Genomic DNA, 14,278 nt, shown 5'->3' on the forward strand with positions numbered 1-14,278 from the left:
CGCTACGCGGCGGACGACGATTTCTTGCTGCGTTCGGTCTGCAGGAACAGCACCAGGAAGAGGACGCGCAGGAGGTCGTCGGGAAGGGCCCGCAGACCGGCGGGCAGGACGACGCGGCGGGGCCGCCCGCCCAGCAGGTCGTACTCCACAGAGAGCGGGCCGACCCCGCGCACCCGGCCGCTGAGCCGCGGGTGGTCGATCGGGTACGGCCCGATCCGCCGTGGGATCCCGGACCAGGCGGCGCACTCGACGTCCCAGGTCCCGAACGTCCTGGGGACGCCGCCCAGGCGGCCGTAGCCGATCTCGACGTCGCCGATCCGGCGCAGCCGGCTGCCCAGCAGGTCGTACTCCAGCGGGTGCGGCCCGAGCGTGCGCGGCCGGCCGCCCCACCGGCCGTAGCCGATCTCGACCTCGCCGATGCTGCGCAGCCGTCTGCCCAGCAGGTCGTAACCAAGTTCCAGTTCCATGTCCGCCGACTCCCCCGTGGTCCGCCCGCGTTCCGTCGTTCTTTTCGCCGGTGTTCGGTTTTCACCGATTGTGCGGCCGGGCCGGGCGCGGCTTCCATGGCGGTCGTGTCACGGTTTCGTCGGCGCCCGGCGGTCATGCCTACCGGCCCACCATGGTCGCGCCGGCCGCCGGGGACGTGGTCACCCCTGGCGGGTGAGGATCAGGCGGTGCGGGCGTCGCCGCCGTCGCCGGGACGTTCGCCGGCCCCGCGGCGCGGAAGGACGCCGGCCGCGAGAAGGGTGTCGTACAGCCGCTGCTGTTCCGGGTCGAGGCCGGAGTACAGCATGTCGTACGCCTCCTCCTCGCCCCGCACCGTCTCGACGGGGTCCCAGTCGTCGCCGAGGGCCGCCATGACATGGGCGCGGCGGGTCAGCTCATGACCGGTGAGGTCGACGGAGAACTCGACCGGCTCGGTGGGACGGGACGCATCTTTGTCGGACATATAACCGAATTTAGGTAAGCCCTCCGGGTGTGGACAAGGGCCCGTGGGACACATCACAGCAGGTCGGAGAGGCGGGGACGGCTTCGGCCGGTTCACGTGGGCGGTTCGGTCCCGGCCTGCTCGCTCACCAGGAACCGCGCGTACCAGTCCGGCCAGTCCGGGTCCCTGCTGCCGGTGCGGGCCTCGTGCTCGCCGTGCGCCGCCTCGGCCCGCCGCAGCGCGGCCGCCAGGTCGTCGGCCGAGGAGAACGTGGTGGCCGCGGGGTCGAGCCGTCCCGGGAGCCGGGCGGTGACCTCCTGGAGGAGCCAGCCGTTGCCGTCCGGGTCGCTGAACGACAGGAAGGAACCGTAGCTGCCGTCGGGGCCGGGCACCCGGGCGTCGGAGCCGGCGTGGTGGAAGACGCCGCCGGCGTCGTGGAACACGTCGCTCGGGTGGGCGCCCTGCTGGGCCAGTTCGTCGTGGGCGGTCTTGATGTCGTCGACGATCAGGTGCAGGCCCTGGGCCGAGCCCGGAGCCTGGTCGGTGACCGAGGAGCCGAAGATGACCGACGCCGGGGAGCCCGGCGGGGTCACCTGCACCACCCGGAAGCCCCCGTCGCCGGCGACGTCCGCGTCGAGCCGCCAGCCCAGCGTGGTGTAGAAGTCCTTGGCCCGGTCGACGTCGGCCACCGGCACCACGACGACCTCCAGTTTCATGTCCATGAGTTGCGCCTCCCGTCTCGTAGGGGCAATGCGGATGCGGGCGCGGACGGGCGGTCAGTGGGCGAGCAGTTGCTGACCGCCGTCGATGTCGTAAGTGGCGCCGGTGAGGGCGCCGTTGACCATGATGTGCACGGCGAGCGCGGCGACGTCCGACGGGCCGACCACCCGGCCGATGGGCAGCGTCCTGCGCAACTCCTCGCGCCGCGCCTCCAGTCGGTCGCCGAGCAGGGCGGCGGACAGCGGGGTGTCCACGAACCCGGCCGCGATGAGATTGACCCGGACCGGGGCGACCTCCAGCGCCAGGCTGGCGACGAGCGCCGGCAGCGCCGCGGTGACCGCGCCCACGACGGCCATCCCGGGCGCGGGCCGCCGGCCGCCCGTGCCGCCGACGAACAGCAGCGTTCCCCCGGGTCCGACCTTCTCCCGGCCCGCCCTCGCCACCGCCAGCAGCATGGCGATCCGCGCGCCGAAGTCCCGGGCCGCGGCGGTCAGATCGAGTTCGCCGAGCGGGGTGTACGACGGGCTGCCCGCCGTCACCAGCACGTGGTCGACCCGCCCGGGCAGTTCCCCGAGGAAGCGCTCCAGGTATGCGGTGTCCTGGGCGTCGAACGCGGCCGTGCTGAGCGGGTGCAGTTCGTCGGCGGCCCGTTGCAGGCGCTCCTCGTTGCGTGCCGTCAGCACCACCTCGCCGCCGGCCGCCCGCACCTGCCGCGCCGTCTCCAGGCCGATGCCGCCGCTGCCGCCGACCACGACGACCGTCTGCCCGGCCAGTTCTCCGTGCGTTCCGCTCGACCCGCCGGCCATGACCGCCTCCACGTCCGCCGGCACCGCCCACGCAGCGGGCCCTGCCGGCCGTTACCGGTAGCCCCCCGAGGCGCGGGGTGCGCGGTGGTGCCGACGAGATGCCGGACCGTATCCCGGCGAACGGGAACCCCAGTCTGTCACCCACCCGGCGGAACGGCATCCGGGCTCACCGGCACGCCCCCGGCCCCGCCGGACGGCCCGTGCCGCTCAAGGCCGAGCGCCCGCCCCGAAAGCCTCCTCGCGGACCAGGGAGCGGGATGCGAGCAGCCGTCTCAGCACGGGCAGGGCGCCGGCCGCGCTGCCCGCCTGCGCCGCGGACAGGCGGCTGACGTCGACCGGCAGCCGCGTACCCCGGCGGGGGACGGCGAGAACGGTCATGCCGGCGGCCGCCGCCGAGCGGATGCCGTTCGGGGAGTCCTCGACGGCCACGCACCCCGACGGCGGGACGCCGACGGCTGCCGCCGCACGCAGATAGGGGTCCGGCGCGGGCTTGACCCGCAGCACGTCCTCCCCGCACACCACGGCGCTCAGCTCCGGGCGGAGGCCCAGTTCCGCGAGGACCGCCAGCACGAAACGCCGGGGGCTTGCGGTCGCCACGCCCACGGGCCCGTGCCGTCCCGCTTCGAGAACCAGTTCCACGGCCCCGGGCAGTGCCCGCACCCGCCCCTCGGCGCAGGCTCCGACCATCGCGGTGGTGCAGGCCTCCGCCACCTCGGCGCCGCTCACGGCGCCGCCGCACAGCCCGGCGACGTACGACGCCCAGCCGCCGTTGCCGTGCAGCGCGGCCTCGTCGGCGGCCTGCCAGCGGTGCCCGTGCCGGGCGGCGAAGGCCGCGCACACCCGGGACCACTGCGCACCGCTGTCGATCAGCGTGTCGTCCAGGTCGAAGATCGTCGCCGGTCGCACCTGCGTCACACCGTGCTCGTGTCCGGACGCAGCGGCAGCGCCGCCGACAGCTGGTCGACCGACAGCAGGGTCAGCCCGTACTCGCCGGCGAACGCCCGCAGCCGGTCGGACCGGGTGACGGAGCCGTCGTCCTCGCAGATCTCGCTGAGCACGGCGACCGGGTGCAGTCCCGCGAGGCGCATGAGGTCGACACTCGCCTCGGTGTGCCCGCGCCGTTCCGCGATCCCTCCGGCCCTGGCCCGCAGCGGGAACACGTGTCCGGGCCGGATCAGCGCGTCCGGACGGCAGCCGGGTTCGGCCAGGGTGCGGACGGTCAGCGCCCGGTCCGCGGCGGAGATCCCGGAGCCGACACCGACCGCGTCCACGGAGACGGTGTACGCGGTGGCCTCGGGGCCGCAGGCGGCCGGAACCATCAGCGGCAGCTCCAGCCGGTCGGCGATCTCCGGCGCCATGGGCACGCAGATCAGACCGCTGGTCCGGCGTACGAAGAAGCCGACCGCCTCGGCCGTCGCGAACTGGGCCGCCAGGACGAGATCGCCCTCGTTCTCACGGTCCGCGTCGTCCACCACGATCACGGGCCGGCCGGCCCGCAGATCCTCGACGGCGACGGCCACCGTCCCGAAGTCCGCACCCGGCGGCCGCGGCACCGAAACTGACGTCACAGGACCAGCCCTTTCCCCGACTCGTCACTCCTGCCCACTCCATCGGTGGCCGGACGAACCCACTTGAGGGATCCCGCGGCGGCGCACGCATCACTTGGGCCCGGTCGGATCGCGCCCGGTGGACGCCCCGCGCGCCCCCGCGGAGATCGGCGAGCCCCCCGGCCCGGAACCGGACCGGGAGCCCGCCGCACGAACAACCAGCGCGCGGCGACGATCTCCGCCCGGCCTCTCTTCGCTCGGGGCGACCTCGTGACGCCCTGGTTCAGCAAGCCGTTCGAGGAGAACCTGCGTCTGCTGGGCGAGGACCGGTGGCCCTACGGCGTCGCCGCCCACCGCAGGGCCGCCGACACGTTCCTGCGCCACCACCACAAGCTGGCGCACGCGCCCCCGGCCGCCGCCGGCGCGTCCACAGGCCCGCCGATGAGTTCGCGGGTCCGCGGCGGTCTGTCCTCGTACAGCCGAAGCCGTCCACGAGATCCGGGAGGACACCATGACCGACCTCGCGCTACCGCCCGTCGTCGACGCCGCGGCCTGGGAGCAGCGGCTCCAGGCACTGCGGGCCCGGGAGAAGGCCGCGACACGGGAGCTCGACGCCATCGCCGCCGAGCGCCGCCGGCTGCCCATGGTCGAGATGCCCGACTACACGCTCGAGGGCGAGGACGGCCCCGTCCGGCTGGCGGACGTCTTCGAGGGCAGGAGGCAGCTGATCGTCTACCACCACATGTGGTTCGCCGGGAAGGAATGGCAGTGCCCGGGCTGCACGGGGTTCACCTCGCAGTACACCCGCCTGGAGTTCCTGGACGCCTACGACGCCCGATTCGTCGTCGTCACCCAGGGCCCGATCGAAGAGGCACTGGCCTACCGGCGCCGGGTCGGCAACCGGATGACGTGGTACTCGACCGCCGGCAGCCCGTTCGGGTCGGACGTCGGCGCACCGCCCGACGGCGGGTTCGCGGTCAACGTGTTCCTGCGCGACGGCGACACCGTCTACCGCACCTGGCACACCGACGGCCGGGGCACCGAGCAGCTCAGCCACAGCTTCGCCCTGATCGATCTCCTCCCGTACGGACGCCAGGAGGAGTGGCAGGACTCACCCGGGGGCTGGCCCAAGTCCCCGACCTACAGCCGTTGGGCGACGTCCGAGCACATCGCCGCCCTCTACGGCCCGGGCTCCGGCTGAGCCCGCCCCGTACGACGACCTCAGTGCGCGTGCCCGCCCGACGCCGACGCCCCGTTCTTGACCGTCAGCGGCAGCAGCTTCTTGCCGGTCGGGCCGATCTGGATGCTGGCGTCCATCTGCGGGCAGACACCAACCGCTCCACATCCAGGGGGAGGGCCCTGTTCCACCCCCTCGCCGTTCCACCCCCTCGCCCCGTCTCGACGTGGAACTCGTGGTCAAGGCACGCTCCTCGCACGCCTTCAGAACACACCCACACCGACGTGAGGTCCACGCGGTCGTCCGCAGCCGCTCGATACAACCAGGTCGCCGCCACCCACCTGGCCGCCTGCCGCCGCACGGCCATCCTCGTTCGGGCGGCAAGGAGATCAGAAGGCAAAGGCCAGCTGGTGGCCGCTGTCAGGCGCAGTGCTCCAGCGTCGCCGGCAGACCCTCGACATCAGTGCGTTCGGGGAGGGATTCCTCGATGGTGTGCGGGAGCGCGGCCTCCCAGAGCAATCGAGCGGTCGTGGGGTCGCCTGCAGCCGCGTGTACGCGTCCCAGAGCCACGCGCAGACGCATGACCGTCAGACCGTGACCCGCGGCAACACGGCGGGCCAGCGCGGCGGCACCGAAATCGAGTGCACGGTCAAGTCGGTTCGCAGCCAGGTACGTCTCTACGATCGCCGCTTCCGCGAGATCCTCCGGTGCGAAGCCAGGCACCCCCAGATCCAGCAGATCGTGCAGCGGCTCGATCCAATAGAGCGCGTCGGCAACGCGCCCGGCACGAACCGAGAGGACAGTCATGGCCGACATGGCGTCGTAGAGGTTGTTCTGGGACCCGACGAGCTCGGCCGCGGCCCTGCCTTGGGACAGCAGTGTCTCCGCCGTCTCCATTTCGCCCATGGCCAGGTGCGTCAAGCCTGCCTCGAGCTTGGCCACAGCCTCTGTCTGAGGAGTGCCGTTCTGAGCCGCGAGACCCAGCGCTTCCTCGGCATGCTGCCTGGACGCCGAGTAGTCTCCCTGTATTCGCAAGATCTCGGCGAGGTTGGCATGATGCACCACACGGCTCGGAGCGTAATCCGTGTGGAATGTCAGGGCGGCGGAGGCGTGAGGGAACGCCTCCCTGATCCGGCCGGATCTGGTGCAGGCCTCCGCGGAGTCGTTCCAGGCGGCCGCAAGCCCCCGCTGGTAGCCGATCCGCTCGAACTGGATCTTCGCCGAGTTGAGCTCCTCCAGCGCCGCATTCAGATCCCCCAAGTCCCATGCCGCGAAGCCGAGAGATATGTGGCGCATTCCCCGTCCGAGCGGATGGTCGTGTGCTTCGGCTGCGCGCAGTCCCGCTTGGCTGGCGGCAAGCGCGCCCCCGTCCAATCGGTGGGGATAGAAGTTTCCTCGCAGCGCGTGAGCCAGGTGCCAGGCGAAGGGTGCGGGCCCGTGCTCCGAGGCATGGACGATCGCCGTGACGAGATTGGTGTGTTCGGCGGTGAGCCAGGCCCGGGCATCGTGCGGGCCGGAAAACGTCTGCGGAGAGCCGGTAAGCGGGAATTCGTCGGGGAAGACGACCCAGCAGTTCGGCCTGATAATCCTGTTGGCGGCATCCAGGGTGAGCAGGTACCACGACAACAATCGGTGAGTCAGCCGTGCTGGTCGCCGCTCTGATGGCGCTCGACTGGTGGATTCAGCAGGAGCTGAACTCCTTGTACCTGCTCTTCGTCATGCCGACGGTCCTCTTGGAAGACCAACAGGATGCGTTCGCCCTTCGTTGCTGTATCGCAGCCATGTTGTTCATGGCGACCGCACAGCACAGCCCGTGAACCACACAGAGCGCTTCAAGGGCCGTCCCCACGGGCTCTCGCAGATGAATCAAGGCGTGATCACTCCTCGGGGCGGGTGCATACCGCGATCCGAAGCAGTTCCTCGACCGCGCCGGCCAAGGGGCGGCCCTTCGGCCACACTGCGCGAAGCCGCCGGTGCAGATCTGCCCCCGCCACCGGGACCTCCACTATGCGCCCCTCAGCCAGGTCATCCTGGACAGTGACCGCGCTGAGCACCGCCGGACCGGCGCCTTCGGCCACGGCGCTGCGCATGGCGGCATTGGCGTCCAACACCATCAGGGGTCTGACCGGCTTGACGCCCGCGCCGACGAGTACACGCTCGAGCGTCTCGCGCGTGCCTGAACCTGCCTCGCGGACGATGAGCCGGGTTTGGGCCAGCTCGGCCAGATCCACCGGCTCCCGCCGTCGTGCCCAGGGATGCTGCGGGGCGACCACGACAACCAGCCGGTCGGTGCCCACCTGGCATGAGCTGAGCCCGGCAGGCACTGCGGGCGTCTCGATGAACCCCAGGCTGATCTGACCGCTTGCGACGAGCGCGACGACCTGTTCGGAATTGGTCACTTTGAGGCTGACGTAGATATCGGGCGTGCGCCGCTGCAGCGCGCCGATCCAGCGCGGTACGAAGTGTTCGGCCAGCGTCATGCTGGAGGCCAGGCGCAGATCGATGGCGCGGTCACCGCGCAGCGCCGCGACGCCCACCATCAGCGAGTCCACTTCGGCCAGCACCCGCCCCGACCATTGGCACACCGCCTTGCCCTCGGTGGTCAGCACTGAGCCGCGGGTGTCGCGGTTCACCAGCGGCAGCCCCAGGCGCCGCTCGAGCAGGGTCAGGCGTTTACTCGCGGCGGGCTGGCTGATCCCCAGCCGCTCGGCGGCCTGACCGAGGCTGCCGAGCTCGGCCACCAATGTCAGCAACTGAAGACTGCCGAGGTCGGGAGGCGACTGAGTCATAACCACAGATTATGAGGAGATTCTCGATTGGGCAGTACCGGGCCGCCGCCCACCCGGCAAGGATGAAGCCGTCCGGAAAAACGACCGACAAGTTCAAAATGTCGCGATCTCCAGGCAGGTTCGGCACAGTGATTGTCATGGGTTCCGCCGCCCCCGCGGGAACGGCACGCACATGTCACTCAGGGCCGAATTGCGCCATCGAGAGCGGACGTGCGACGGCAGACGGCTCTGATCAAGCCTGCACGACGGTTCAGGTGGACGCCGCTCACGCGAGAGCGCCCCGAGCCAACGAGGACGACGACTCGCAGCCGGTTCACGACCCCGTACCCGGACGGTGCAGGGCACGCGGATCCGCCCGCACCCTCCAGACCCCCGAAGCGAGACCGAGAGCAGTAAGGACCCACCATGTCTCACCATCTCGACACTCCGCTGGCGGCCCAGAACGGCCAACTGTTCATCGACGACCTCTACGTCTTCCCCGGCGAGAACAGCACGGTGTTCGTCATGGACGTCAACTCCGACATCACCGGCGTCTACGCCCAGCCCGGGTTCCACCCTGAGGCACGCTACGAATTCAAAGTTCATTTCGACGGCGCCGACTTCGAGACCCTGACCTACCGGGTCTCCTTCGGCGAACCCGACCCGGACGACAGGCAAACCCTGCAGCTGCACATCCTGACCGGGGACGACGCGCGCGAAGACTCCGCCGACGGAGACCTGCTGCTGGAGGGCCGCACCGGTGAGACGGCCGCCGCGGACGGCACCCGCATCTGGGCCGGGCGCATCTCCGACTCGTTCTACATCGACCTGTCCCTGCTGGCCGTCGTCAACGGAGCGGTGGCGAAGGGAACGGCGGTCGACCTGTCGGAATGGCGCCCACAGGAGGCACAGAACAGCTTCACCGACACCACCGTGGAATCGATCGTGCTCGAGGTGTCCCACGACCACCCGCAGCTGCGACCCGGGGCCCGCACCGGCGTGTGGTGCACGACCAAGCTGGCCACCGACGCCGGCGGATGGCGGCAGATCAACCGCGGCGGGCACCCGATGATGTGGCCGATCTTCTGGCCCGGCGACACCGACTTCACCAACCCCGCCAACACCCGGCATCCCTCCGAGGACCTCGATGCCACCGGCGAGCTCATCGCCGGCCAGGTCGCCGCCGTCGTAGCAGCCACCGGGACCTGCGCCGACCCGGACGGCTACGGCAAAACCGTAGCCCGGCAGCTGTTCCCAGATGTGCTGCCCTACGTCGTCGGAACCCCCGCCACGTACGGCTTCGCCACCCGCAACGGCCGCACCCTGGCCGACAACGCGCCCGAGACGATGCTGTCCCTCGTGACCAACACGGCCGTACCGTCCGGGCTCAAGCCGGCTGTCGCCCAACACCTGCGGACCGACCGCTTCCCCTACGTCGTGCCCGCGTGACCGTCCCCTTCCGCACCACCGCGGGAAGCGAACCCCACCGCAGCGACTTCGAAAGAGACGCCATGCCTTTCGTGACCGTCGGCCAGGAGAACTCCGCGCCGATCGAGCTGTACTACGAAGACCACGGGCCGGGCAGGCCCGTCGTACTCATCCACGGCTTTCCGCTCAGCGGCCGGGCCTGGGAACGCCAGGAACGCGCCCTGCTGGCAGCCGGGCGCCGGGTCATCACCTACGACCGACGCGGCTTCGGCCGCTCGAGCCGGCCCACCACCGGCTAGGACTACGACACCTTCGCCGCCGACCTGGACAAGCTCCTGGCCGCCCTGGACCTGCGCGACATCGACATCGCCGGGCACTCCATGGGTGGGCGGCGGCGAGATCGCCCGCTATCTGGGCACCTACGGATCCGACCGGGTACGGCGGGCCGCGATCATCTCCGGGGTGCCACCGTACCTGCTCAAGACACCTGAAACACCCCAAGGGGTACCCCAGGAGGTCTTCGACGAGATCGCGGCGGCGCTCACCGCGGACCGGCTGGCGTACTTCACCGAGTGGAACAAGAACTTCTTCAACCTCGATGAGACGCTCGGCTCCCGGATCAGCACCGAGGCCGTCCAGGACGCCTGGAACACCGCGGCCGGAGCCTCGCCCACCGGAACCATCGCCTGCGTGGCCACTTGGCACACCGGCTTCCGCGCCGATCTACCCAAGATCGACATCCCGGTGCCAGTCCTGCACGGCACCGCCGACCATGTCCTGCCGATCGAGGCATGCGGCCCGCGCTCCCACGAACTCATCTCGGGAAGCAAGTACGTGGCCATCGAGGGCGCTGACCACGGCCTGTGCCGGACACACGCCGACGAGGTCAACGCCGAACTGCTCCAGTTCTTCGACTAGCTCGATCGAGCCGACGATCGGCAGTCACCGGACAACACTGAGCCCCTTCCCGGACCAGGGAGGGGGCTCAGAAGGCCCTCCCGCCGCGCGGAACCCCGTGGCACGTCCACTCCACCACCGAATGGATGCCCGAGGTACCACTAGGTCCGGCAGCGTGGGCTTGGCAGCGGGGTCCGACAGGGCGCCAGCAGCGCAGACGGGCGAGGACGCGAAGCGCCGACCGCAGCCGGCGCAGCCGTCACCTCCTCCTCGCTCACCCCGGCCAGCGCCTCCATCACCCGATCGAATGCCTCGCTCACGTCAGTGCGTGTGACCACTCGAAGCAGGCGCCTGACCTGCGTTCTTGACCGTCAGCGGCAGCAGCTTCTTGCCGGTCGGGCCGATCTGGATGCTGGTGTCCATCTGCGGGCACACCCCGCAGTCGAAGCAGGGAGTCCAGCGGCAGTCCTCGACCTCCGTCTCGTCGAGGGCGTCCTGCCAGTCCTCCCAGAGCCAGTCCTTGTCGAGGCCCGAGTCGAGGTGGTCCCAGGGGAGGACCTCCTCGTAGGTGCGCTCGCGGGTGGTGTACCAGTCGACGTCGACGCCGAGGGGGGCGAGGGCCTTGTCGGCGCAGGCCATCCAGCGGTCGTAGGAGAAGTGCTCGCGCCAGCCGTCGAAGCGGCCGCCGTCCTCGTAGACGGCGCGGATGACGGCGCCGATGCGGCGGTCGCCGCGGGAGAGGAGGCCCTCGACGATGCCGGGCTTGCCGTCGTGGTAGCGGAAGCCGATCGAGCGGCCGTACTTCTTGTCGCCGCGGATCTTGTCGCGAAGCTTCTCCAGGCGGGCGTCCGTCTCCTCGGCGGAGAGCTGCGGGGCCCACTGGAAGGGGGTGTGGGGCTTGGGGACGAAGCCGCCGATGGAGACGGTGCAGCGGATGTCGTTGGAGCGGGAGACCTCGCGGCCCTTGGCGATGACCTTGGTCGCCATGTCGGCGATCTGGAGGACGTCGTCGTCGGTCTCGGTGGGCAGGCCGCACATGAAGTACAGCTTCACCTGGCGCCAGCCGTTGCCGTAGGCCGTCGAGACGGTGCGGATGAGGTCGTCCTCGGAGACCATCTTGTTGATGACCTTGCGGATGCGTTCCGAGCCGCCCTCGGGGGCGAAGGTGAGGCCGGAGCGGCGGCCGTTGCGGGTCAGTTCGTTGGCCAGGTCGATGTTGAAGGCGTCGACGCGGGTGGAGGGGAGGGACAGGCCGATCTTGTCCTCCTCGTAGCGGTCGGCCAGGCCCTTGGCGATGTCGCCGATCTCCGAGTGGTCCGCGGAGGAGAGGGAGAGGAGGCCGACCTCTTCGAAGCCGGTGGCCTTGAGGCCCTTGTCGACCATCTCGCCGATGCCGGTGATGGAGCGCTCGCGGACCGGGCGGGTGATCATGCCGGCCTGGCAGAAGCGGCAGCCGCGGGTGCAGCCGCGGAAGATCTCGACGGACATGCGCTCGTGGACCGTCTCGGCGAGCGGGACGAGGGGCTGCTTGGGGTAGGGCCACTCGTCGAGGTCCATGACGGTGTGCTTGGAGACGCGCCAGGGGACGCCCGACCTGTTCGGGACCACGCGGGCGATCCGGCCGTCGGGGAGGTACTCGACGTCGTAGAAGGCCGGGATGTAGACGGAGCCGGTCTTCGCGAGGCGGAGGAGGACCTCCTCGCGGCCGCCGGGGCGGCCCTCCGCCTTCCAGTCGCGGATGATCCTCGTCATGTCGAGGACGGCCTGCTCGCCGTCGCCGATGATGGCCGCGTCGATGAAGTCCGCGATCGGTTCGGGGTTGAAGGCCGCGTGGCCGCCCGCGAGGACGATCGGGTCGTCGAGGGTGCGCTCCCTGGACTCCAGGGGGATGCCGGCCAGGTCCAGGGCGGTGAGCATGTTCGTGTAGCCCAGCTCGGTGGAGAAGGACAGGCCGAACACGTCGAAGGCCTTCACCGGGCGGTGGCTGTCCACGGTGAACTGGGGGACGCGGTGCTCGCGCATCAGCGCCTCCAGGTCCGGCCACACGCTGTAGGTGCGCTCGGCGAGGACGCCCTCCTGCTCGTTGAGGACCTCGTAGAGGATCATGACGCCCTGGTTGGGCAGGCCGACCTCGTAGGCGTCCGGGTACATGAGCGCCCAGCGGACGTCGCAGGTCTCCCAGGGCTTGACCGTGGAGTTCAGCTCTCCGCCGACGTACTGGATCGGCTTCTGCACGTGCGGGAGCAGAGCTTCGAGCTGCGGGAACACGGACTCAGCGACCTGGGCGGCGGCTTCGGCAGGCATCTCGCGGACCTTTGTGAGGTGGCTGGGGGGGCGCCCTCCGGCCGGTGGCCGGGAAGGGTGACCATCAAGCGTAACCCGGTCGGAGGGCTCCCCCGTACGCCCGGATCACACGGGCGCCCCGGCCTTGATGTCCGCCCAGGCCCCGGGCGCCTCCGCCTCGACCGCCGACGCCCGCTGTTCCTCGCGGCCGTGGAGCAGCCCGTAGGTGAACGCGCTCTCCCCGGCGGCGTGGGCCACCGCGGACAGCTCGCGCAGGGTCTCGCGGGCCATGACGCTGTCCTGGTGTTCGCCGAGCAGGGTCTGCAGGGACTTCATGGACTTGACCATGGTCTTGGCCGGTCTGCCGAGGGCGGGGTGGGCGGCCTCGGCGGCGTAACGGGTGCGCTTGGCCTTCTTGCGGGCCTCGTGCAGGCCGAGGTCGCGGTCGTGGCCGGGGGGCTCGGCCATGGCCGTCTCGATGAGGTCGGTGACCTTGGCGAAGTCCTTGTGCACGGCCTTGGTGAGGACCTGCTCGGGGTCGCCTGCGGCGGCCTTCAGCAGGGGCGGGTCGGCGGTCAGCGCGTCCAGGGTGTCGAGGAGCGCCAGGTAGCGGGCCGAGTCGAGGACTCCGAGGAGCCGGCTGCGGGAGCCGCGTTCGCTCGCCTCGGCCCAGTGCTGGATACGGTCGTGGACGGGGCCGTGGACGAGGGCGGGGGGTACGTCGGCGAGGGCCGACATGAGGCGTTCGGCCAGGACCTCCTGGTCGCGGCCCACGCCCAGTTCGCCGGCCAGCCATTTCAGCTCGTCGGCGACGGGGTCGGTGACCTGCCGGTCGAGGACCTTGCCGAAGGTGCGGAAGGTGCTGCGCAGCCGGCGGGTGGCGACCCGCATGTCGTGCACGCCCTCCTCGGTGTCCAGGCGGACGGCGGGGTCGAGCTCGACGATCGCGTCGCGCTGGGCGCGGACGTAGGCCATGACGTGGTCGCCCGCGGTGACGGGCGCGGCGGAGCCGGTCCTGGGCGGGCGGGGCTTAGCGCCCTTCGTCTCGGCCAGGGCGCGGGCGAGCTTCGACGGGGACTCGGAGGGGCGGACGCCCGCCTTGCCCAACCGTTTCTCCACCTTGTCGAGGAAGGCGGGGTCACCGCCGTCGGCGAGTTCCACCTCGATCTCGGTCCACTCCGCCTTGCCGTCGCCGCCGAAGAGCCGGTCGGCCCGGACGCGGTCCACGCTGACCTCGGCGAGCAGGGCGCCGTCGGCGTCGACGAGGTGGCGGACGTCCCGGGTGGTGCGCAGCCGGACCACCGGGACCAGTTGGCCCTCGCGCACCCGGGAGCGGGCGAGGGCGGCGAGTTCGTCGGGGAGCGTGTCGGAGAGGGGGGCGTGGATCTCGTCCCGGACGCCGGGGGCGACGGGGAGTTTGAGGTGCCAGCCGGCGTCGCTGCCTCCGCTGCGGCGGCGCAGGGTGACCTTGGCCGAGGCCAGGCGCAGGTCGGAGGTGTCGTGGTAGGTCGCGTCGAGGTCGGCGGTGCCCTTGTCGACGACGTTCGCCACTCCGGCGACGCCGGTCAGGTCGGGCAGGCCACTGTCTTCGGATTCGTACTTGCGCTCGATTTCGCGCTTCGTGTCCGCCATGAGTTGAATCTAGTGGTCGGGCCGCCGCGGAGGCAGAGGCCAAAGCGGGTAAATCAGAGGAAGACCCAATAAGTACGGGAGGTGAACAGACC

The 14,278-nt window shown here is 70.8% G+C and carries 13 protein-coding genes and 1 pseudogene; 4 read left to right on the forward strand and 10 right to left on the reverse strand.

All coding sequences use genetic code 11. The features are described 5' to 3' along the window. Positions 1 to 2 precede the first annotated feature (2 nt). The 6 genes from AB0472_RS02325 to ribB all read right to left on the reverse strand — a co-directional run bounded on the left by AB0472_RS02325 (position 3) and on the right by ribB (position 4,022). Positions 3 to 467: a hypothetical protein gene (locus AB0472_RS02325; RefSeq protein ID WP_366352592.1), complete on the reverse strand. Its 465-nt coding sequence runs from the start codon at positions 465 to 467 to the stop codon at positions 3 to 5. A 200-nt stretch (positions 468 to 667) separates the two neighbouring features. Beyond that, complete coding sequence (locus AB0472_RS02330; RefSeq protein ID WP_366352594.1) at positions 668 to 949, reverse strand: DUF6400 family protein; 282 nt, start codon at positions 947 to 949, stop codon at positions 668 to 670. A gap of 92 nt (positions 950 to 1,041) precedes the next feature. Then, a complete protein-coding gene (locus AB0472_RS02335) occupies positions 1,042 to 1,650 on the reverse strand; it encodes a VOC family protein (RefSeq protein WP_366352596.1) in 609 nt (202 codons plus the stop codon). Positions 1,651 to 1,704: 54 nt separating this feature from the next. Continuing rightward, on the reverse strand, positions 1,705 to 2,454 hold the full coding sequence (locus AB0472_RS02340) for an SDR family oxidoreductase (RefSeq protein ID WP_366352598.1): 750 nt from the start codon (positions 2,452 to 2,454) through the stop codon (positions 1,705 to 1,707). A gap of 207 nt (positions 2,455 to 2,661) precedes the next feature. Beyond that, positions 2,662 to 3,369 carry an HAD family phosphatase gene (locus AB0472_RS02345; RefSeq protein ID WP_366352599.1) on the reverse strand — a complete coding sequence of 236 codons (708 nt, stop codon included), beginning with the start codon at positions 3,367 to 3,369 and terminating at the stop codon, positions 2,662 to 2,664. Continuing rightward, positions 3,366 to 4,022: a 3,4-dihydroxy-2-butanone-4-phosphate synthase gene (gene ribB / locus AB0472_RS02350; RefSeq protein ID WP_366352601.1), complete on the reverse strand. Its 657-nt coding sequence runs from the start codon at positions 4,020 to 4,022 to the stop codon at positions 3,366 to 3,368. Before ribB ends, AB0472_RS02345 begins: the two co-directional genes overlap by 4 nt. Before the next feature lie 490 nt (positions 4,023 to 4,512). Here ribB and AB0472_RS02355 point away from each other — a divergent pair, with 490 nt between their 5' ends. Beyond that, positions 4,513 to 5,202 carry a DUF899 family protein gene (locus AB0472_RS02355; protein ID WP_366352603.1) on the forward strand — a complete coding sequence of 230 codons (690 nt, stop codon included), beginning with the start codon at positions 4,513 to 4,515 and terminating at the stop codon, positions 5,200 to 5,202. A 396-nt stretch (positions 5,203 to 5,598) separates the two neighbouring features. On the opposite strand, the gene AB0472_RS02360 is transcribed toward AB0472_RS02355, so the two are convergent. Beyond that, positions 5,599 to 6,804, reverse strand: coding sequence for a tetratricopeptide repeat protein (locus AB0472_RS02360; RefSeq protein WP_366352604.1), 1,206 nt, complete (start codon positions 6,802 to 6,804; stop codon positions 5,599 to 5,601). 17 nt (positions 6,805 to 6,821) lie between these two features. Between AB0472_RS02360 and AB0472_RS02365 the strand changes: the two genes are divergently transcribed. Then, on the forward strand, positions 6,822 to 6,995 hold the full coding sequence (locus AB0472_RS02365) for a hypothetical protein (RefSeq protein ID WP_366352606.1): 174 nt from the start codon (positions 6,822 to 6,824) through the stop codon (positions 6,993 to 6,995). A 60-nt stretch (positions 6,996 to 7,055) separates the two neighbouring features. On the opposite strand, the gene AB0472_RS02370 is transcribed toward AB0472_RS02365, so the two are convergent. Next, the gene (locus AB0472_RS02370; RefSeq protein WP_366352608.1) at positions 7,056 to 7,967 is read right to left on the reverse strand and encodes a LysR family transcriptional regulator; all 912 of its coding nucleotides are present in this window, start codon (positions 7,965 to 7,967) and stop codon (positions 7,056 to 7,058) included. Between the two features lie 405 nt (positions 7,968 to 8,372). Here AB0472_RS02370 and AB0472_RS02375 point away from each other — a divergent pair, with 405 nt between their 5' ends. Both AB0472_RS02375 and AB0472_RS02380 read left to right on the forward strand, forming a co-directional pair. Continuing rightward, positions 8,373 to 9,395 (forward strand): DUF4331 family protein, encoded by a 1,023-nt coding sequence (locus AB0472_RS02375; RefSeq protein ID WP_366352610.1) that lies wholly within the window; start codon positions 8,373 to 8,375, stop codon positions 9,393 to 9,395. A gap of 62 nt (positions 9,396 to 9,457) precedes the next feature. Next, a pseudogene (locus AB0472_RS02380) lies at positions 9,458 to 10,292 on the forward strand (alpha/beta hydrolase). 300 nt (positions 10,293 to 10,592) lie between these two features. On the opposite strand, the gene AB0472_RS02385 reads toward AB0472_RS02380, so the two are convergent. Then, a complete protein-coding gene (locus tag AB0472_RS02385) occupies positions 10,593 to 12,575 on the reverse strand; it encodes a TIGR03960 family B12-binding radical SAM protein (protein ID WP_366352612.1) in 1,983 nt (660 codons plus the stop codon). Between the two features lie 105 nt (positions 12,576 to 12,680). Continuing rightward, complete coding sequence (locus AB0472_RS02390; protein WP_366352614.1) at positions 12,681 to 14,186, reverse strand: CYTH and CHAD domain-containing protein; 1,506 nt, start codon at positions 14,184 to 14,186, stop codon at positions 12,681 to 12,683. Between the last annotated feature and the right edge of the window lie 92 nt (positions 14,187 to 14,278).

The organism is Streptomyces sp. NPDC086777, assembly GCF_040702065.1.
In the GTDB taxonomy this organism is placed as follows: domain Bacteria; phylum Actinomycetota; class Actinomycetes; order Streptomycetales; family Streptomycetaceae; genus Streptomyces.